The 20,995-nt window shown below is 42.3% G+C and carries 14 protein-coding genes; 4 read left to right on the forward strand and 10 right to left on the reverse strand.

Features of this window, described 5'->3' with window-relative positions:
- Positions 1-92: 92 nt before the first annotated feature.
- The 6 genes from MHH68_RS09275 to gltB form a co-directional block, all read right to left on the reverse strand.
- Positions 93-1,073, reverse strand: coding sequence for a pectinesterase family protein (locus MHH68_RS09275; RefSeq protein WP_169057217.1), 981 nt, complete (start codon positions 1,071-1,073; stop codon positions 93-95).
- A gap of 92 nt (positions 1,074-1,165) precedes the next feature.
- Positions 1,166-1,900 carry a DUF421 domain-containing protein gene (locus tag MHH68_RS09280; RefSeq protein ID WP_186306841.1) on the reverse strand — a complete coding sequence of 245 codons (735 nt, stop codon included), beginning with the start codon at positions 1,898-1,900 and terminating at the stop codon, positions 1,166-1,168.
- Between the two features lie 27 nt (positions 1,901-1,927).
- The gene (gene nirD / locus MHH68_RS09285; protein ID WP_061408139.1) at positions 1,928-2,251 is read right to left on the reverse strand and encodes a nitrite reductase small subunit NirD; all 324 of its coding nucleotides are present in this window, start codon (positions 2,249-2,251) and stop codon (positions 1,928-1,930) included.
- 14 nt (positions 2,252-2,265) lie between these two features.
- A complete protein-coding gene (nirB, locus tag MHH68_RS09290) occupies positions 2,266-4,686 on the reverse strand; it encodes a nitrite reductase large subunit NirB (RefSeq protein ID WP_339162757.1) in 2,421 nt (806 codons plus the stop codon).
- Between the two features lie 501 nt (positions 4,687-5,187).
- Positions 5,188-6,672: a glutamate synthase small subunit gene (gene gltD, locus MHH68_RS09295; RefSeq protein ID WP_339162759.1), complete on the reverse strand. Its 1,485-nt coding sequence runs from the start codon at positions 6,670-6,672 to the stop codon at positions 5,188-5,190.
- Positions 6,673-6,688: 16 nt separating this feature from the next.
- Entirely contained in the window at positions 6,689-11,260 is a 4,572-nt protein-coding gene (gene gltB / locus MHH68_RS09300) for a glutamate synthase large subunit (protein WP_339162761.1), read from the reverse strand.
- Positions 11,261-11,413: 153 nt separating this feature from the next.
- Between gltB and MHH68_RS09305 the strand changes: the two genes are divergently transcribed.
- The 3 genes from MHH68_RS09305 to MHH68_RS09315 all read left to right on the forward strand — a co-directional run bounded on the left by MHH68_RS09305 (position 11,414) and on the right by MHH68_RS09315 (position 15,970).
- Positions 11,414-12,316 (forward strand): LysR family transcriptional regulator, encoded by a 903-nt coding sequence (locus tag MHH68_RS09305; RefSeq protein ID WP_061408151.1) that lies wholly within the window; start codon positions 11,414-11,416, stop codon positions 12,314-12,316.
- Positions 12,317-12,410: 94 nt separating this feature from the next.
- Positions 12,411-14,144, forward strand: coding sequence for an ABC transporter ATP-binding protein (locus tag MHH68_RS09310; protein WP_339162764.1), 1,734 nt, complete (start codon positions 12,411-12,413; stop codon positions 14,142-14,144).
- Complete coding sequence (locus MHH68_RS09315; RefSeq protein ID WP_339162767.1) at positions 14,141-15,970, forward strand: ABC transporter ATP-binding protein; 1,830 nt, start codon at positions 14,141-14,143, stop codon at positions 15,968-15,970. Before MHH68_RS09310 ends, MHH68_RS09315 begins: the two co-directional genes overlap by 4 nt.
- Before the next feature lie 47 nt (positions 15,971-16,017).
- Here MHH68_RS09315 and MHH68_RS09320 read toward each other — a convergent pair whose 3' ends face one another.
- A complete protein-coding gene (locus tag MHH68_RS09320; protein WP_339165787.1) occupies positions 16,018-16,839 on the reverse strand; it encodes a MerR family transcriptional regulator in 822 nt (273 codons plus the stop codon).
- An 86-nt stretch (positions 16,840-16,925) separates the two neighbouring features.
- On the opposite strand from MHH68_RS09320, the gene MHH68_RS09325 reads away from it, so the two are divergent.
- Complete coding sequence (locus tag MHH68_RS09325; RefSeq protein WP_339162769.1) at positions 16,926-17,495, forward strand: GNAT family N-acetyltransferase; 570 nt, start codon at positions 16,926-16,928, stop codon at positions 17,493-17,495.
- A gap of 58 nt (positions 17,496-17,553) precedes the next feature.
- Here MHH68_RS09325 and MHH68_RS09330 read toward each other — a convergent pair whose 3' ends face one another.
- The 3 genes from MHH68_RS09330 to proC are packed head-to-tail and all read right to left on the reverse strand — an operon-like array spanning position 17,554 to position 20,832.
- A complete protein-coding gene (locus tag MHH68_RS09330) occupies positions 17,554-18,822 on the reverse strand; it encodes a glutamate-5-semialdehyde dehydrogenase (RefSeq protein WP_339162771.1) in 1,269 nt (422 codons plus the stop codon).
- Positions 18,823-18,840: 18 nt separating this feature from the next.
- Entirely contained in the window at positions 18,841-19,959 is a 1,119-nt protein-coding gene (gene proB / locus MHH68_RS09335) for a glutamate 5-kinase (protein WP_058014931.1), read from the reverse strand.
- 27 nt (positions 19,960-19,986) lie between these two features.
- Positions 19,987-20,832: a pyrroline-5-carboxylate reductase gene (gene proC, locus MHH68_RS09340; RefSeq protein WP_339165788.1), complete on the reverse strand. Its 846-nt coding sequence runs from the start codon at positions 20,830-20,832 to the stop codon at positions 19,987-19,989.
- Positions 20,833-20,995: the final 163 nt, after the last annotated feature.

Raw genomic sequence — 20,995 nt, forward strand, 5'->3', positions numbered from 1 at the left:
AGAATATGTTCATTATACACAAAAGAACGTTTGTTCTCAAAGGTTTTTTAAACAGAAAAGTCAGCTTTCTTTGACGAAAACTGACAAGCCCTTTACCTTTTTTCTGGATTCCAGCCATCGGCTCCGCCAAGAACAGCTTGCACCGTGATTTGACTTGCTTCGTTTTTCGTTAAAATGCTGGACCATTTTACGCGGTTTGTCAAATTGCTCCCTGCCCCTGCCGATCCATATTCTTTATATCTTGCTGTTCTTTCGTTATCACGGTTATCCCAGTTATGCCATCCCTCTGCCTTTATATGATCATCCATTTGTGTATAGAGGAATGTCACAGCAGAATGAGGCCGCCACGGACGTCCTAAATAAACCGATTGAGCAGCAGCCGTCCCCTTTTGCAATGTAGAGTCGATGAATACATAGCCATACCTTTGAGCTTCAGTTGTGGATGCTGCAGTAATATACCCATTTCCAAGACTTCTTATTTCAGCTCTTTTAAACACAGCTGTGGCTGATCCAAAAATAAAATCGACCGTTCCTTCGATATAGCAGTTTTCATAATATTGGCGGCCTGTTCCTGTTGCATAAAGTGTATCTTGATACCCTAAGACACGTATTTGTTTGAACGCAGCTCGGTCGCCAGAGACGTACAGTGCAACTGCCTGACCAGCATGTCTGCCGGCCGTATTTTGAAAGGTGATATTTTCTGCGTAAAAGTCGTTCGCACGAATCATTGTGCTTGAGCTATTTGTTGTGCTGCCAGTACTTGCATTTGTATCATTATACGTTAGAATCGTCTTGTGTTGGTTTTCCCCGATAAAGGACACATAAGGTTTATTTTGCGGAAGCAGGATTTTTTCTTTATACACACCATTTTTAATATAGATCGTTACGCGCTGTTGATTGTTCACTGGAATCGCATCAATGGCAGACTGAACGTTTCGAAACGAGCCATTTCCTTTTTGATCGACCACAAGGACGCGATTTGTTTGATTCTGATGATCGGCTGCTTGAAGTGAATCTGAGTTCAATAGTAATAATGACAAGACGGCCACAAGCCATACCTTTCCATACTTCATCATACATTTCCTCCTCTTTGTGAACGTTTTCAATCAAACATTCTTTTTGATCCTATTCATGATAATCACAAAAAAACACCCACTTATTGATGTTATGGGTGTTTTTTAGACTTTTCATATTTCATCGCATAAATCCCTTCATTTTCAATCCATTCACAAAATAGAACGTCTCGATAAGAAGAAATATGCTTCTTTTTTAATTGCTCTCTCAGCCATGTTTCATCGAAACCAGCTTCTTGTAAATCTTTTTTTAAAATTTCACCATCAATAATAAACGTTCTAGGCAATTTGACTTCTTTTCCCTTCACGTTCACATCTTCTGCGGTGGCTGTTGCGTATTTCATTTTCGGAAGAACGCTCACCGATCCATCTGTTTCCAAAATGGCATATTCAATTTCATTCAGGGCAAAATGGCCTTTCGCGCGAATTAATGTCTGCAACTGATTGAGATCAAGCATATTTTTCTTTAAACGATTGTAGTGAATTTTCCCTTGATCAATGACAAGTGTCGGTCTCCCCTCTAAAAAGGCTCGAATTCCTTTAAAGCGCTGTGAAAACCATTCAACTGTGTAGATGAGGACACCCCATACCGCAACAGCAAATAAAATGTGCTGAATTTTGACTTCTGGATCAAAAATGGCGTTTCCGACCATTTCCCCTAAAATTAGTGCAGAAATAAAATCAAACGGCGTAATTTGTGCAAATTGTGTTTTCCCTAATAATTTTGTAATTAAAAACAATGCGGAAAACCCGATAAAGAGCTCGATCAAAATACTAAGAAACGGCACGAAGATTCCTTCCTTTCTTGCTCTATTTACATACAGCATATACATGAAAGGAAGGTTCTAAACGACTTATGAGGGCAATAAAACAAAGACCTCGTTCCCCTCAACCAATGTTTCATATGTTTGAACGCATCCATGATCTGGTGCTTGAACATTCCCTGATGAAAGTTCGATTTTCCAATCATGCATTGGACAGAAGACATGATCCCCGCTGACCATTCCTTCAGCTAGTACACCGCCTTTATGAGGACAGCGATTTTCAATGGCTTTGAACTGCTGATTAGAGGTTTGAAAAACAGCTAATTCAAGAGTACCTGCTGCAACTGTTTTTCCTAGCTGCAGCGGAAAATCTGATAAGGTGCCAATGTGAACTTTTACAACTGAAACTGTCATATGATCCCATCCCTTCAATTGATTGATACAGAAGCCGTCGCTTTTTGAAATAATTGTTTCGAATCTTTTTGACTCCCGCGAAGCTCCTGCCAAGGCTCTTCATATGTTGAAAGTGCGATGTCCATTCTTTCGATCAAGGCTTCTCGTTTCTCATCATCTAGAAGTACTGATTGAATATGATCTAATCCAAGTCGTTCAACCCAAGCAGAGGTTCTTTCTAAATAATTTGCCGTTTCTCTGTAATATTGAAGATATGCAGCTGCCACTTCCTCTACTTCTTCAGCTGTACTGACCTTCATCAATAAATCGCCTGCCCGCAGGTGCGTGCCTCCATTTCCACCAGCGTACAATTCGAATCCTCCATCAATTCCCACAATGCCGAGGTCCTTAATGCCAGACTCTGCACAGTTTCTAGGGCAAGCAGAGACAGCCAATTTGACTTTATGCGGTGTCGCAAGACCTTCGAATTTCTTTTCAAGTGCAATGCCAAGAGCCATTGAGTCCTGTGTGCCGAACCGGCAAAATTGTTCTCCAACACAAGTTTTGACTGTTCTTAAAGATTTTCCATATGCATAACCAGAAGGCATATCCAGGTCTGCCCACACCTTAGGTAAATCTTCTTTTTTGACACCTAGAAGGTCAATACGCTGACCGCCAGTCATTTTCACAAGCGGTATTTCATATTTGTCGACGACATCAGCTATTTTTCTCAGGTCATTTGCATTTGTGACGCCACCGTACATCCTCGGAACAACTGAATAAGTGCCATCTTTTTGAATATTGGCATGCAAGCGTTCATTCACAAATCTTGAGCTCCTTTCATCTTTGTACTCAAGAGGTTGAAGCATGCCTAAATAGTAGTTCAGGGCAGGTCGGCATTTTGAACAGCCCTCCTCTGTCGCCCAGTCAAGTACGTTCATGACTTCCTTGATATGCTGCAAGCCCTTCTCTTTGATTTCGTGAATGACCTCATCTCGTGAAAGAGTGGTGCAGGCGCAGATGGTTTCTTTTTGAGCTGTTCGGTTCGCACCCTCGCCCAACGTGTGCCAAAGAATCTCTTCGACAACGGGTTTACAGCCTCCGCATGATCGTGAGGCACTTGTACATTGCTTGACTTCCTGAAGTGTTGTTAAGCCTTCTTTATGAATGGCTTCCACAATCTGACCCTTTGAGACCCCATTGCAGCCGCAAACGATATGGTCGTTTGACATGCTCTCAATCGTGCTTTCTTGCGCTGAATCATTTGAGGTTAGGACAGATACCTTGTCCAGATCCGACATATCTACCCCTTCTCTAATGTACGAAAATAGGCGGGGCCCATCATTTGTTTCTCCAAACATGACGGCACCAACTAAACGGTTTTGCTGGAAGACTAGTTTTTGGTAAATCCCTTTTTGTTCATCAAAAATTTTGATCGCTTTTTTCTCATCGTTTTCAATAAAATCACCAGCAGAGAATACATCAACTCCTGACACTTTCAGCTGTGTTGACATTACAGAACCTTCATATGGGGCAGGATTCATGCCGCATAAATGCCCAGCAAGCACATTCGCTTGATCGTATAAAGGCGCAACAAGACCGTACGTTTGTCCTCTGTGTTCTGCACATTCTCCGACTGCATAAATGCCCGGTACACTTGTTTCCATGAAATCATTGACGATAATGCCTTGGTTCACTTCAAGACCGCTTATTTTTGCAAGTATTTTACTTGGTTTAATTCCTACAGCCATGATGACGAGGTCAGTCTCGAGTGTTGAGCCATCTGAAAATGATAATCCTTCTACTCTTGTATCTCCTAAAATCTCAGTTGTTTGTTTTCCCAATAGAAAGTTCATACCCTGTTCCTCTAATGCTTTTTGGAGAAGCTGACCTGCAGTAGGGTCTAGCTGGCGTTCCATTAAATGAGAGCAGAGGTGAATGACATTCACTTCCATGCCTAAGTTAAGTAGACCGCGTGCCGCTTCCAGTCCAAGAAGCCCGCCCCCAATGACTGCTGCTTTTTTGTACATGTGAGAGACATTGACCATTTCCTCTGTATCTTGCAATGTCCGAAAACCCGTCACACCTTTTTTATCACTTCCTGGAATCGGCAAAATAAACGGAAGTGACCCAGTTGCTAAAATCAACCGGTCATAAGGCACGGTCCGTCCTTGATCACTGGTGACTGTTTGATTTTCTGTATCGATCTTCACAATGGTTTCATTTGTAAAAAGCTGAATATGATGCGCCTTATACCATTTCCAATCATTTAGTGTAATATCTTCAATCTTCGTATCTCCTTGAAGCACCTTCGATAAAAGAATCCGGTTATAGTTGGGATGCGGTTCGCTTCCAAATACCGTCATCTCAAATCGTTCGCTGTCAATTTTTAAAATGTTTTCGAGGCTTCGAATACCAGCCATACCGTTCCCCACTAATACGAGTCTTTCTTTCATGATAAAACACCCCTCATGTGATCATTTTTAGAAAGTACCATCATTTAAACATAGATTTAAAATACATGTTTTTATTTCTCGCATACTCTGGCGGCTGTACAGGACTGTTCCCTTGGTACCTTTTTTCATGTTGTGTGACGACGGCAAATTTTACTCAACGATCATAATGTGAGCATTCATTTTTAAATCATTGTTCGTTTCATAGGTCATGCCAGAATCATCAGATTCTTCATCTTATGACGGTTCACATTTCCTCTTCTGCGGGAGAAAAAGCCGTATTTGTCTTCATATAGTTGCTAAACACAAATGATTTGCCAATCGTACTTTCTTTGGGTGATATGTTGCTACTTTAAGCGTAACGCGCACTTCTGCGTTTGTCACGGTACGTTCATCCTTTAAATATGACGAAGTAAGTAAAATTACATCTTCTGAATCATAAAAAGCCATGACCACTAGTTGGTCATGGCTTTTCTTTATATGTGTAAACACCCTTTGTTTGACCTATTTTGGCAGAACCGAACTCCCCATTAAATAACGGTCTACCTCGTGCGCCACTTGTCTGCCTTCATTAATTGCCCAGACAATCAAGCTTTGCCCGCGTCTTGCATCTCCCGCTGCAAATACGCCTTCTACATTTGTTGTATACTCCCCATACTTTGCGTCAATGCGATTGTTTTTGCTGTCCACGCCAAAGTGTTTCACGAGTGGCTGTTCAGTTCCCTCAAAACCAATTGCAATAAAGACTAGCTGAGCCGGCCATACTTTTTCTGTTCCTGGAATCTCATGAAATTCAAACTTCCCATGCTCGTTTTTCACCTTTTCCATTTGAATCGTATGAAGCTCTTTTAATTTTCCATTTTTATCTGCCACCATTTTTGTGGTTTGAATGGAATATTGACGCGGATCTTCCCCGAACTTAGCTTGTGCTTCTTCATAAGCATAATCGAGTGAAAAGACGTAAGGCTGTTCAGGCCACATGTTATCCCCTACACGTGTATCCGGAAGCTTTGGATGCTTTCCGAATTGAACAACACTTTTTGCTTTTTGGCGAAGTGCAGTTGCGACGCAGTCAGCACCTGTATCTCCTCCACCAATGACAATCACGTCTTTACCTTTTGCGTCAATAAAGTTTTTATCTTTAAATCCTGAATCAAGCATGCTTTTTGTTGCAAGTGTTAAATAATCCATTGCCAGATGAATCCCTTTTGCTTCTCTGCCTTCAATTAACAGGTCACGCTGTTTTTGTGCACCTGTACAAAGGATGACCGCATCAAACTGTTCTTTCAGTTCATCGGCAGTGACATCCACGCCGATTTCTGTGTTCGTTACAAAATCAATGCCTTCTTGTCTTAGCAGTTTGACTCTGCGCTCAACAACTTCTTTGTCCAGCTTCATGTTTGGAATGCCGTATGTCAGCAGTCCGCCAAGGCGGTCAGACCGTTCAAACACTGTAACGGCATGACCTGCTTGGTTTAATTGATCAGCACTTGCAAGTCCTGCTGGTCCTGATCCGACAATGGCGATCTTTTTCCCTGTACGGCTTGAAGGAATTCTAGGTGTAATCCAGCCATTTTCAAAGCCTTTATCAATGATCGTGCGTTCGATATTTTTAATCGAAACAGCTGGATCATTGATCGCGACTGTACATGACCCTTCACAAGGCGCTGGACATACTCTCCCAGTAAATTCAGGGAAATTGTTCGTTTTTTGTAGTCTTTCAAGCGCTTCTTTCCATCTCCCGCGATAGACAAGATCGTTCCATTCTGGAATTAAATTGTAGATCGGGCAGCCAGAAACGCCGCCTCTGATCTCCATCCCAATTTGACAAAACGGTGTTCCGCAATCCATACATCTAGCACCCTGCTGTTTTAATACCTCATCTGTATAAGGAGCTGAATATTCTTTCCAGTCATTTTGACGAGTGAGAGGGTCACGTTCATTTGGCTTTTCTCTTTTATAATCCATAAAACCTGTTGCTTTGCCCATTGTCCTCTCCCCTTTCTTAATGAGCGAGGGCTGCTTTTTGCCCGTTTGCCGTTTCTTGATTTTTCGGTTTTGTGTTTGCTTCAAATGCGAACATAACAGCTTCTTCATGACTAAGGCCCGCTTGTTTTTGTTCTTCAATACTTTGAAGCATCATTTTGTAATTTCTCGGAATGACCTTGATGAATTGATCCTTTTCTTGCGCCCAATTTTCTAAAAGTGCCGAAGCTTTTACGCTGTTTGTATAGTGAAGGTGCTCTTTAATCAGCTGTTTTACTTCTTGCTCTTCATCGTGATCTGTGAGTTTTTCAAACATGATCATTTCCATGTTGCACATTCTTTTGAACTGTTTCGCATCGGATGTATGGACGTAAGCTACGCCGCCAGACATGCCTGCACCGAAGTTTTTTCCGACGTCTCCTAAAATGACGACACGCCCGCCTGTCATGTATTCACAGCCGTGATCACCGATTCCTTCAACGACCACATGCACCCCTGAATTACGAACGGCAAAGCGTTCACCTGCACGTCCGTTAATAAAGGCTTTTCCGCTTGTCGCTCCGTAGAATGCGACGTTTCCGACAATGACGTTTTCATGTCCAATTTGTACAAAGTGATCAGAGGTTTTAACCGCAATTTTGCCTCCAGAGAGTCCTTTGCCGATATAATCATTTGAATCACCTGTTAAATAAAGAGACATGCCCTTTGGTACAAATGCGCCGAAGCTTTGTCCTGCGGAACCAGTGAACCTTAGTGTGATCGTATCCTCTGGCAAGCCTTCTTCTCCGTAGCGCTTAGACACTTCACTTCCAGTAATGGTTCCCGCCACACGATTGATATTGCGAATATTCAATGATAGATCAACCGGTGTTTGATGATTCAGCGCTTCCTGTACATAAGGGAGAATTTCATTCATATCCAGTGATTCATCAATTTTATGATTTTGCGGTGTTCTGAATGTACGAGCTCCTTCTGGCTGATAAAGCAGTGTTTCAAGGTCTAGCTGACCTGCTTTCCAGTGTGCTTTTGCTCTTTCGCTCACGGATAAAACATCCGTACGCCCAATCAATTCATCCATTGATGTAAAGCCAAGTTCAGCTAAAATCTCTCTTACTTCCTCTGCAATAAACATCATGAAGTTGACAATGTGATCAGGATTACCCATAAATTTTTTGCGAAGTTCAGGGTTTTGAGTTGCGACACCGACTGGGCAAGTATCTAAGTGGCATGCTCTCATCATGACGCACCCTAAAACAACAAGTGGAGCTGTCGCAAAGCCGTATTCTTCTGCTCCTAAAATCGCAGCCATGACAACATCGCGTCCTGTCATTAATTTGCCATCTGTCTCAAGAACGACTCGCTCTCGAAGACCGTTTAATACAAGGGTTTGATGCGCTTCTGCCAATCCAAGCTCCCAAGGAAGTCCTGTATGTTTAATACTTGTTTTCGGCGAAGCTCCTGTTCCGCCGTCATATCCACTGATTACAATGACATCCGCCGTCCCTTTTGCAACACCTGCTGCAATCGTACCAACGCCTGCTTTTGACACAAGTTTGACACTGATGCGGGCATCACGGTTGGCGTTTTTCAAATCATGGATCAGCTGCGCCAAATCCTCGATAGAATAAATATCATGATGAGGCGGTGGTGAAATCAATCCGACGCCTGGAGTAGATCCGCGTACATCGGCAACCCAAGGGTATACTTTATTACCTGGCAGCTGTCCGCCTTCTCCAGGTTTTGCTCCCTGCGCCATTTTAATTTGCAGTTCATCTGCATTGACCAAATAATGGCTCTTTACGCCAAAGCGTCCAGAAGCAATTTGTTTAATCGCACTTCTGCGATCATCGCCGTGCTCGTCAACTGTAAAGCGCGCAGGATCTTCTCCGCCTTCTCCGCTGTTACTTTTACCGCCAATTCGGTTCATGGCAATCGCAAGTGCTTCATGCGCTTCTTTACTTAAAGATCCAAATGACATAGCACCTGTCTTGAACCGGCGCACGATGGATTCAGCAGATTCAACGTCTTCCAAACGAACTGGTTTTTGTTTTGGCTGGAAAGCAAATAAATTTCGAAGGAAGCCGATTCTTTCTTCGTCCGCAGCCTTTGTATATTGCTTAAATAGATCGTAATCTTCATTGCGGCATGCCCACTGAAGCGTATGAATCGTTTTTGGATTAAAGGCATGGTGCTCACCATTTTTTCTCCACTGAAAATCACTTCCTGATTCGAGTGTTTGGTCAGTCGCTGCCTGATACCCCGCTTCATGACGGAGTTTTGCTTCATGTGCAATGGTCTCAAGGTCAATCCCGCCAAGCTGAGAAGCTGTTCCTGTGAAATACGCCTGAATGACGTCTTCACTAATGCCGACGGCTTCAAAGATTTGCGCTCCTCTGTAGCTTTGCACAGTAGAAATCCCTACTTTAGACATGACTTTGACGACACCTTCGGTTACGCTTTTACCAAACTTTGTGACTGCTTCATCAAAGCTGAAAGAGATCGCTTCTTCTGCAATCAACTGTTTGTACGTTTCATACACAAGGTAAGGATGAATGGCATCTGCTCCGTAGCCAATCAGTGCGGCAAAATGATGGACCTCTCTTACTTCTCCAGATTCAACGATCAGACTCACCTTTGTCCGTAAGCCTTGACGCACAAGATGCTGATGCAGTGCACTTAATGCAAGAAGAGGTGGAATCGGCACTTTTTCTTCCGTCATTTCACGATCGGAAAGGATTAATAAAGATACACCTTCACGGATCACTTTTTCTGCCTCTTCAAACATTGCATCCAGACCGCGTCTTAGGTCATCTGTAAAAAGTGTATGAATCGTTTTGCTTTTAAAGGCATTGTGAACAATCGTTTTCAAGCCGTTAAACTGCCCGCTTGTTAAAACAGGTGTATAAAGTTTAATTCTTCGGCATGAATATTCATTTGGATGTAAAATATCTCCCTCAGCACCTAACCAAGTCATGGTCGATGTAACGAGCTGCTCACGAATGGCATCAATTGGCGGGTTTGTCACTTGAGCAAACAGCTGTTTAAAATAAGAAAACAGCGACTGCGCACGATCTGATAACACAGCAAGCGGTGTATCACTTCCCATCGAGCCGATTGGGTCCTTTCCTTCTTCTAGTAAAGGAATTAAATATTTTTGAATGTCCTCGTACGTATAATGGAATGCGCGCTGGCGCGTCAATAAATCATCCATTATACTAGAATTTTCTGAATTTTCTTCAGAGCGATTGACGTGAACCATTTCTTCATCGAGCCATTTTTGATAAGGAAGTTCATTCGCAATCGAAGATTTCACTTCTTCGTCAGAAATAATACGTCCTTCTTCTAAATCAATTAGCAGCATTTTACCTGGCTCAAGACGATCTTTATACTTCACATCCTCTTCATTTGTGTCGATTACGCCGACCTCAGAAGAGAAAATAATATGATCATCATTTGTAACGTAGTATCTCGCAGGTCTTAGTCCGTTACGATCTAAGATGGCACCGATTTGTTTACCATCAGTAAAGGAAATGGCTGTTGGCCCATCCCACGGCTCCATAAGAGAACTATGGTATTCATAAAATGCCCGTTTCTCTTTTGACATGTGCGTATTCTCCGTCCAAGGCTCAGGAATCAGCATCATTGCTGTATGAGCAGGAGTTCGCCCTGCAAGTACGAAAAATTCAAAGGCATTGTCTAAAATGGATGAATCACTTCCGTCTGCATTCAGCACTGGCAAAATCTTGTCTAAATCGTTTCCGAAGGCTTCAGACACGAATTGTTGTTCTCTTGCTCTCATCCAATTGATGTTTCCTCTTAATGTGTTAATTTCACCGTTGTGAATCAAGTAACGGTTTGGATGAGCCCTTTCCCATGTAGGAAATGTATTTGTACTAAATCGTGAATGAACAAGTGAAAATGCAGAAACAAATGTTTCATCCTGAAGATCAAGATAAAAAGCATCGACTTGATCTGATGTTAAAAGCCCCTTGTATACAATGGTTTGACTCGACAAGCTGACAAAGTAAAATTGCTTTTCCTCTGCTGTTCCCCAGTTCTCAGCCTGCTTCCGAATGACATATAATTTTCTTTCAAATGACAGACCATCTGTGATGTTGTCGTTTGCCCCGATAAAGACTTGCCTCACAACCGGGCAGCTCTTCGCTGCGACAGTACCAATTTTCCCGGCATCAACAGGAACTGTTCTCCAGCCAATTAATGTTTGACCTTCTTGCTTAATGAATCCGTTGATTTTTTGCTCGATGGCTTGACGCGTTTTCTCGTCATCCTCTTTTGAAAAGAAGACCATCCCTACCCCGTAACGGCCCTTTTCAGGAAGTGCAAAGTCTTTGCAGCTTTTTCTAAAGAAAGCGTCTGGCAGCTGTACCATTAAGCCGGCACCATCACCTGTATACGGATCACTGCCTTGCCCGCCGCGGTGATCAAGCTGGCACAGCATTTGTAATCCCTTTTTGACGATGCTGTGTGTCGCTTCCCCTTTTAAATGAGCGTACAGTCCGATCCCACATGCATCATGTTCAAATTCAGGACGGTAGAGACCTTGTGGTTGTGGTAGTTGATTATAAGTCATCGTTTCTCTCCCCCGTTTAAAAGATCCGTTTTTTCACAGTAATAAAATCTCACAAACTCTGTAACTTATTTTAAGTTTTCAAATTAATATAAACAATATATAATTTAGATGAAAACAATCTCTTTTTGAGATAGATGGGTGTGAAGTGTAAAAATGGAGCTTCGTCAGTTGCGTTATTTTGTAGAAGTCGCAGACCGTGAACACGTGTCAGAAGCGGCTGAAAACTTACATGTTGCCCAATCTGCTATCAGCCGGCAGATTGCGAATTTAGAAGAAGAACTTGGAGTGGCCTTATTCGAACGAGAAGGACGAAATATCAAATTAACGAAGATCGGCAGACAATTTTTAGATCATGTCAGAACGGCACTAAAAGCCATTGATTATGCGAAAGAGCAAATTGATGAATATTTAGATCCGCACAAAGGAACCGTCAATATCGGCTTTCCTACTAGCCTAGCAAGCCAAGTACTGCCTTCTGTCATTTCCGCCTTTAAGCAGGAATACCCAGAGGTCGATTTTTTACTTCGTCAAGGATCCTATAAATTTCTCATTGAAGCTGTAAAAAATCGAGATATTGATCTTGCCTTTTTAGGACCTGTTCCGACAAACGATCCTCAAATTGAAGGAAATATTTTGTTTTCAGAAAGCATTTATGCTTTGCTTCCTGTCAGCCACCCCTTTAGCGGACAAAGGAGTATTCATTTAAGTGATTTAAGAAAAGATCATTTCGTGTTATTTCCGGAAGGATATGTCCTGAGACAAATTGCGGTTGATGCTTGTAAGCAGGCAGGCTATGAGCCAACCATTTCATCTGAAGGAGAAGATTTAGACGCCATTAAAGGTCTCGTATCAGCAGGTATGGGCGTTACCTTATTACCCGAAAGTGCTTTTTATGAAACCACACCTCGATTTACAGCGAAAATTCCGATCGATTTTCCGCAGGTGAGAAGAACTGTTGGAATTATTGCTTCTAAAACAAGAGAAATGTCTCCTTCTGCTCATGATTTTTATGTGTTTGTGAAGGATTTCTTTTCTAAAATTGAACAATATAAATAATTCATTAAAACAAGACATTTCATTTGTGGAAATAATCCCACTTTGTATATGATGAGTTACAGAACAACACACTATATGGAAGAAAGGTATTTGTATGAAATCAATTTTATCGTTTTTAAAGCCATATCGGCTATCCGTTGTGTCCATTGTGATCCTCACCTTTTTAAGCAGTATGCTCCAGCTGTATTTACCGACGCTTACGGCAGATATCGTCGATGTTGGGATCGTCCAAGGAGATATTGCTTATATATGGAAGGTTGGCGGCTGGATGGTGGCTTGTTCTTTACTTGCCATCTTGCTCACGATCTGGAAGTCTTACTTGTCCTCAAAGACTGCACTTGGCTTCGGGCGTGATATGAGAAGACAATTATTTGTGCATGTTGAACAATTTTCACTAGAAGAATTTCAAAAGATCGGAACGTCTTCCTTTATTACAAGATCGACAAATGACGTGAAACAAGTCCAAGATGTTACGATCATGATTTTACAAATGATGACGAGAGCCCCGCTCATGCTTGTGGGCGGAATTATTTTGGCTGTATCCCGCGATGCTGTCCTGTCTCTCATCTTTTTAGCAGCCCTTCCCCTTCTTGGCGGATTTATCTATTTAGTATCGAGGAAAGCCATTCCGCTCTTTGGCCAGCTTCAGAAAAAAACAGACCGGCTGAATTTAATTATGCGAGAATCTCTTTCAGGCATCCGGGTCATTCGTGCTTTTAACCGTGTAGATGATGAAAAGGAACGTTTTCAAGAAGCCAACACATCCTACAAGGATACCGGTCTTAGAGTCAACCGTTTAATGGCTTACTTGTTTCCATTTATGCTCATCATCATGAACTTCACAAATATCGGCATTGTCTGGCTTGGTGCAAACCGAATTGATGCCGGAGAGATGGAAGTTGGGAATCTTATTGCCTTTATCCAATATGCGATGATGATTTTGATGGCACTTATTATGCTGTCAATGAGTTTCATTATGGTCCCAAGAGCACAAGCATCAGCTAAACGCATGAACGAAGTGTTAAACATGGAACCGAAAATTCAAGACAATGTAGGAACGGTTACTGACCTTCGTGCGCCCGCACAATCCATTCGCTTTGAGGATGTGTCATTTTATTACTCAAATGCGGAAAAGCCGGCGGTTCAAGACATTACGTTTGAAGCCAAAACCGGTGAAACGACAGCTATTATCGGAAGTACAGGATCAGGGAAAACCACCCTTCTCCAGCTAATGACGCGCTTTTACGAAGCAACAGAAGGCCGGATTACACTAGATGGTGTAGACATTAGAGAGCTGCCTCAGAAGAAACTAAGAAGCCAGATGGGCTATGTTTCTCAAAAAGCGGTTTTATTTAGTGGAACCATTGCCGATAATGTGCGCTTTGGAAGGCAGGATGCAAGCGATAAAGACGTCTGGCAGGCGCTGCGCACGGCGCAGGCAGAAGAATTTGTCTTACAAAAAGATGGCGGCATCGATGCGGAAATTGACCAGGGTGGATCGAATCTATCTGGTGGTCAAAAGCAGCGTCTCTCTATTGCAAGAGCGCTAGTGAGAAAGCCGTCATTCTATCTGTTTGACGATAGTTTCTCAGCACTTGATTATAAAACAGATGCAAAGCTTCGGGCTTCTTTAGAAGCCGAAAAAGCACATGCCGCTCTAATCATTGTGGCGCAAAGAATCAGCACAGTGAAGCATAGTGATAAAATCATCGTACTAGATGAAGGAAAAATTGCTGGTATCGGAACACATGAACAATTACTGAAGGACAATCTTGTCTATCAAGAAATTGTTGCATCACAGGAAGGTCAGGAGGTGGAGCGAGGATGAGTAAGAAAATGTCTTCCGGCATGGGCCATAAAGGTGGCCACCCTAGAGGGCCTGTCGCAAAACCAAAGGAATTTAAGAAAACACTGCTTCGTTTGATTGGTTATTTGAAACCGAGAAAATTTCAGCTGATCCTTGTTTTCATTGCAGCAGTCGGTTCAACCGTTTTTAATGTCATTAGTCCAAAGCTGCTAGGGGATGCCACCTCTTCCCTATTTGACAGCTTTACTCAAGGAACAGCCGTTCAATTTGATGTCATTTCACGTATTTTATTATTGCTTGTCCTTTTATATGTCGTTGCCTCTCTCTTTTCATTTGTCCAGCAATATGTGATGGCGGGTGTCTCCCAACAGACCATTGCTGAATTACGGCAAGAAGCAAATGACAAGCTCACACGTCTCCCCCTTCGGTATTTTGATAAAACAACCCATGGGGACACGCTGAGCCGTGTGATGAATGATATTGATAATATTAATACTTCGCTTCAGCAGGCACTCACCCAAGTAATTACATCTGTTATCACGGTCATTGGGATTGTTGTCATGATGCTCTTGATTAGTCCGCTGCTGACATTGCTTGTTTGTTTAACACTGCCGCTCAGCCTGTTTGCCATTCGCGGCATTACGTCATTTTCTCAAAAACATTTTAAAGCGCAGCAAAAAGAGTTAGGAATGATCAATGGACATATTAATGAAATGTTCACAGGGCATCAAACGGTGCGTGCATATGGCTACGAAAAGAAAGCGATTGATACATTTGATCAATTAAACGAACAGCTGTATGAATCATCAAGAAAAGCGCAGTTCATATCCGGATTAATGATGCCATTGATGACGTTTATCGGGAACCTAGGTTATGTGGCAGTCAGTGTAGCCGGCGGTATTCTTGTGATTAACGGGAATATTCGTGTCGGGGATGTGCAGGCATTTATCCAATACACGCAGCAAATGTCTCAGCCGCTCGTGCAAGCTTCAAGCGTCGCCAACTTGGTTCAATCAGCGATTGCTTCTGCTGAAAGGGTGTTTGACATCCTGGATGAGGAAGAAGAAAGTGCCGAGGAAGATGCAGCAATTAACCTTGAATCACTTTCAGGCAATGTGAGCTTTGAACAAGTTCAATTTGGATATGAAAAAGACCATCCGATTATTAAAGATTTGAGTTTAGATGTCAAAGAAGGACAAACAGTTGCGATTGTTGGGCCAACAGGCGCTGGAAAAACAACCATCATCAATCTTTTAATGCGTTTCTATGAATTAGATCGAGGCTCTATCCGCATCGGCGGCGTCAAAACAACTGATCTCAGTCGTCAGCAAGTACGCGACTTATTTGCGATGGTTCTTCAGGATACGTGGCTTTTTGAAGGGACGATTCACGACAATATTGCCTATGGCAGGCAGAACGTCTCAAAAGAGGATGTCATCATAGCCGCCAAACATGCTTATGCTGACGACTTCATCCGGACACTTCCAGACGGATATGACACACTCTTAACAGAAGATGCCGGCAATCTGTCCCAAGGTCAGCGCCAGCTGTTAACCATCGCCCGTGCGATTTTATCTGATCCAAAGATCTTAATACTAGATGAAGCGACGAGCAGTGTGGATACACGGACAGAGATGCACATTCAAAAGGCGATGAATGAGTTGATGAAAGGCAGAACGAGCTTCGTTATTGCACACAGACTGTCGACGATCAAAGATGCCGACCTTATTCTAGTCATGAAAGATGGCACCATCATTGAAAAAGGAACGCACAGCGAACTCTTAAAACAAAATGGGTTCTATGCAGACTTATATATGAGCCAATTTACGGAGAATCAAGTCGGTTAAAGATAAAAAAGGATAGACTCGCATCCATGCGGTCTATCCTTTTTTTGTTACTCTAAACGCTTTTTCACTTTTACACTGAGTTTCGTTATATACTCTGCTTCATCTTTAGACATGAGTGAATGAAGCAAATACTCCTCAAATACATCTCCATCCAGCATCATGTCCTCTTTTTCAATTTCATCTAACAAGCGCGAATAAGCAGATTCAATCACTTCATATGATCCTTGATCATACATCACCGCATAAATGCCCGCAGATTTTTTAACTGCTTCCGGCGCTTCCATTCGGCAAAACAACTGATCTGACTGATGATATTGACGCTGAAGGAACTGCTCCTTTTTTAAGACAGCTCCATTTGCCGCAGCCCCTTTTATGCCAATTTCCTTTAGAAAATGTCCAACAATACGAGATATTTCTTCTACGGATGTATTCATGTCAATCGGGTTTGCCACGCTTAATACAACTGGTTCTTCTGGGAGCTCTTGAAACAACACCTCTCCTATTTTTACAGATGATAGTTCCTGCGTCGTCTCCATGACCCGCATAAGAAAAGACTGGATATCTTGAAGTTTTTCAATCTCTTGTTTGACCTTGTCTATTTGTTCAGCTGCTAGGCGTTGGAGCCTTTCGCGAGAAGGCTCAGTGAAATATTGTTTTAACTCTTTTATCGGAAATTGCACAGCTCGAAGGGATTGAATCGCTATAAAATGATCAAATTGCTCAAGGGTATAGTAACGGTACCCATTTTCATGAACACCAGCTGGCTTAAATAAACCAATTTTATCGTAATAAAACAAAGTATCTTTCTTTACATCAAATAACTTGGCAAATTCTCCAGTGAAAAAAGTTTTTTGCACATCATTCATCATCATTAAGGCTCCCCTCTTGACTATGGAGTTACTCCACCCTTTATGATAACATGCAGAACACCACTACGCTTGGAAAGGATAAAAACATGAATACCATCATTCAACATGAAGTGACATTAGAACTTGCCAAAAAAGAGGACTTCCCTTTTATGAAAAATGAGCTACAGAAAGCTTTTACAGCTGGCGTGATCGACGCATTTGGCGATGCGCATGATGGACCGATTCCTCCAGATGATGTGATTGATGCATCTTTTCATTCGAATGAACACATTGTTTATCATATGATGCTAAATGGCGAAAAGGCAGGCGGCGTTGTCATTAAAATCAACCAAGAGACCCACCACAACTCAGTTGACTTATTATACATCTCTTCATCCTCACACGGAAAAGGCATTGGTCAGGCAGCATGGAAAGCCATCGAGGCGAAATATCCAGAAACGATTGTTTGGGAGGTTGTGACCCCATATTTTGAAAAACGCAACATTCATTTCTATGTCAATAAATGCGGCTTTCAAATTGTGGAGTTTTATCATATGAAACATCCAGATCCAAACGCACCTCATGAAACTGACCAAAAAAATGAGCCTACAGCACCTGAGGAATTTGAATTTTTTAAGTTTGAGAAAGTGATGAAGAAAACCTGTTCCAGCCAATAAATATCTGCATCAAAAAAACACTACCCCCATGAAAAAGGTAGTGTTTTTTGAATCTCATCTAGCTTCTAATCTGACCGTCACCAGAAAGAAGCAGCTTCGTTGTTGTGAGTGCTGAAAGTCCCATTGGTCCTCTGGCGTGCAGTTTTTGTGTAGAGATGCCAATTTCAGCCCCATATCCAAGTGCACCTCCATCTGTAAAGCGAGTAGATGCGTTATGATAAACCGCCGCCGCATCGACTTCGTTTAAAAACGTGAGTGCCTGCTTTTCATCCTCTGTCACGATGGCTTCTGAATGTTTTGTACCGTACTTTTCAATATGGTGGATCGCTTCGTCGATTGAATCAACTACCTTTACGGCAAGGTCAAGACTTAAATACTCATCTGTCCAGTCCACTTCCTCAGCAGGAATGGCGTTTGAAAAATGAGACAGTGCAGCCTCATCGCCATGAACGGTGACATGGTGCTCCTGCAGGGCTTCATTCAATGATGCCGCATTCTCTTTCAGCCAATCGCGATGGATGATCAGCGTTTCAAGCGCATTACATACAGCTGGACGATTCGTTTTTGCATTGATGACGATCTCAATGGCTTTTTTCACATTGGCTGTTTGATCAATAAAGACATGACAGTTTCCTGTTCCTGTTTCAAGGACGGGAATCGTAGATTGTTCAACCACTGTTTTGATTAAAGAAGCTCCGCCTCGCGGAATTAAGACATCAATCCATTCTTTTAGATGAAGCATCGCTTGAACCGATGAACGATCTGTTTGTTCAATCAATTGCACTGCATCACGCGGAATCTTTGTTTGATCCAACGCTTCATGAATAACACTCACAATGGCTTTGTTGGAAGAAATAGCGGAGGAACCGCCTTTTAAAATCACTGCGTTACCTGCCTTAAGGGCAAGCCCTGCTGCATCGACAGTGACGTTCGGTCTCGCTTCATAGATCATCCCGATCACGCCGAGCGGTACTCTTCGGCTTTTCACATGCAAGCCGTTTTCAAGAGTCCATTCATCCAATATTTCTCCAACAGGATCTGTTAATCTCGTCACAAGCCGCAAGCTTTCGGCAAACTCATGAATTCTTTCTTCATTTAACATTAAACGATCCAAGAGTGCCTCTGAGAAGCCCTTTTCCTTCCCAGCATCTATATCTTTTTGATTCTCTTGTAAGATGAAGGTGCTATTTTGTTCTAACGCTTCTGCTAGTTTAAGCAGAGCCTCGTTTTTATCCTCTGTATGAAGTAAACCTAGTTTTTTTGAAACGTGCTTTGCTTTTTTCGCTTTTTCTTTGACCGATGTGACAACTTCAGCTGTCAGTGTCATGAAATTCCTCCCTTTTTGTTAACAAACGGGTATCGATAAATCTAAATGACAAACAAAAGCTTCAAGATCGACGACATGAACCACTTCATCCTGTAACGAGTCACTGCCTTGTGCAAGTTCATCAGATGGATAATTCACAATACCAAGCCCGATTTCTCTACCATCTTGATCTAAAATACGGACGACATCGCCTTTTTTAAACGAACCCTTTACATTGACAATGCCATCGGAATCAAGGCATTTCTCCCGGTGCATGAGGTGTTCCTGTGATTTCTTTTGAATAACGATCTCGCCTTTTGGTCCAGAATGAAAGGCAATCCACTGCTTCTTGTAATTCAGCGGTGCTAAATTCTCATCAGCGGTAAAATAAGTGCCGTCCTCTGTTCCATTGATTGCTTTGTCTAAAATGTGAGGCGTATCTGCTTTTCCTAAAAAGCCATTAATGCCAGCGGCCATTGAAATTTTAAACGCATCGAGCTTTGATTTCATTCCACCTGTGCCCACACTGCTGCCTGCATCTCCAGCTGCTGCTTCGATGTCTTCTGTGATGTCTGTGACTTCAAGAATTCTCTTCGCATTCGGATTTGTATGCGGGTTCTCTTCATACAAGCCATCAATATCAGATAAAATGGCAAGGAAATCCGCATCAATGAGTCCAGCTACTTTTGCAGACAATGTATCGTTATCTCCGAACTTCAAGCGATTAATCGTCACTGTATCATTTTCATTAATAATCGGAATGATGCCTCGATCTAATAACACATTCATCGTGTTGCGCACATTTTGATAGCGCGTTTCATCTGAAAAATCACTTCTTGTGATTAAAAGCTGTGAGGCAATATAACCGTGTGATAAAAATAAAGTAGAATATGATTCCATTAAAAGCCCTTGCCCGATTGAGGCAGATGCCTGTTTTTCCGGCAGTGTTTTAGGTCTATCGATAAAACCTAGTTTTCGGTAACCAGCTGCAACCGCACCGGATGAAACCAAAATGACTTCGTGTCCTTCATCTTTGAGTTTCACAATTTGATTGACGAGGTTTTCTAGTTTTTTTAAACTAATCTCCCCTTGAAAGCTAGTAAGAGAGCTGCTTCCAATTTTCACAACAATTCGTTTTCTCTCTTTATCTGCGTACACCTTATCACTCCTGTACCTGAGCTCTATTTATATAGATACTTTTTGTTTTTGCTGTTTGCTGATCTCTTTTGATCGATCGGCAGCATGTTTGACGGCTTGCTTGATTGCTTCTCCTCCGCCAAAATCATCTAATGCATTCAGACCTGCCGCTGTTGTTCCATTTGGTGACGTAATTTTCTCTCTTAGAGTAGAAGGATCTTCCTCTGTTTCTTGCAGCATTTTCGCAGCACCGAGAAGTGTCTGCGCGCCAATTTGGCGAGACAATTCCTTAGATAAACCTGCTTCTTCTCCTGCTTCTTCGATTCTTTCCATTAAGAAATAAAAATAGGCTGGTCCGCTTCCGGCAATGCCAGTGAAAATATCCATCTGTTCTTCCTGAATGGTATACACTTCGCCCATTTCAGATAAAAGCGCCTGACTCATGCTGATATGGGCGTCTTTCACATAACGTCCAGCACATAAAGCGGTCGCTGAAGCCCCGATTGTACTTGATGTATTCGGCATGATCCTCATCACGGGCTGCCCTTCATGCAGCATATCTTCAATATAAGATTGCTTCACACCTGCAAGGACAGACAAGATCAGCTGGTCACTCTGAATATGAGGTTTTAACGATTCAAGTGCTGTTTCAGCATCCTTTGGCTTCATGGCCAGAATCAACATATCCATTTCTTCAAAAGGAAAAGAATCCATTGTGGCTGTTTGTATTCCGTAACGTGTCGTTAGTTCATTCAATCGAAGTTGATTTTGTCTGTTTGTTGCGTAAATTTGGCCTAGCGGCATTTGTCCTGATCGCACAATCCCTGCAATCATTCCTTCCGCCATAGAACCTGCTCCAATGAAAGCAACTTTCTTTTGATCAATGATATTGATCCTCTCCCTCGTTCGCTTTTTGTTCGTGTTTTTCGCACGTTAGTTATCGTAACATGATGAGAAATCGTGTCAAGAAAGAGCCAGCGCTTTCCAAAAGTCCCGAATACGCGTTCAACCGCTTGCTGTATGTATACTGACTGCGCTTTTGCAAAACAACAATTTA

Source organism: Bacillus sp. FSL K6-2841 (assembly GCF_037976435.1).
GTDB lineage: Bacteria > Bacillota > Bacilli > Bacillales > Bacillaceae > Bacillus > Bacillus pumilus.

Bases quoted from the DNA above. Each gene is read 5' to 3' on its own strand.
- MHH68_RS09330 (WP_339162771.1), bottom strand. From the start codon at position 18,822: ATGACACTGACAGCTGAAGTTGTCACATCGGTCAAAGAAAAAGCGAAA.
- gltB (WP_339162761.1), bottom strand. From the start codon at position 11,260: ATGACTTATAATCAACTACCACAACCACAAGGTCTCTACCGTCCTGAA.
- gltD (WP_339162759.1), bottom strand. From the start codon at position 6,672: ATGGGCAAAGCAACAGGTTTTATGGATTATAAAAGAGAAAAGCCAAAT.
- MHH68_RS09305 (WP_061408151.1), top strand. From the start codon at position 11,414: ATGGAGCTTCGTCAGTTGCGTTATTTTGTAGAAGTCGCAGACCGTGAA.
- MHH68_RS09275 (WP_169057217.1), bottom strand. From the start codon at position 1,073: ATGAAGTATGGAAAGGTATGGCTTGTGGCCGTCTTGTCATTATTACTA.
- nirD (WP_061408139.1), bottom strand. From the start codon at position 2,251: ATGACAGTTTCAGTTGTAAAAGTTCACATTGGCACCTTATCAGATTTT.
- nirB (WP_339162757.1), bottom strand. From the start codon at position 4,686: ATGAAAGAAAGACTCGTATTAGTGGGGAACGGTATGGCTGGTATTCGA.
- MHH68_RS09325 (WP_339162769.1), top strand. From the start codon at position 16,926: ATGAATACCATCATTCAACATGAAGTGACATTAGAACTTGCCAAAAAA.
- MHH68_RS09310 (WP_339162764.1), top strand. From the start codon at position 12,411: ATGAAATCAATTTTATCGTTTTTAAAGCCATATCGGCTATCCGTTGTG.
- MHH68_RS09315 (WP_339162767.1), top strand. From the start codon at position 14,141: ATGAGTAAGAAAATGTCTTCCGGCATGGGCCATAAAGGTGGCCACCCT.
- MHH68_RS09320 (WP_339165787.1), bottom strand. From the start codon at position 16,839: ATGATGAATGATGTGCAAAAAACTTTTTTCACTGGAGAATTTGCCAAG.
- MHH68_RS09280 (WP_186306841.1), bottom strand. From the start codon at position 1,900: ATGCTGTATGTAAATAGAGCAAGAAAGGAAGGAATCTTCGTGCCGTTT.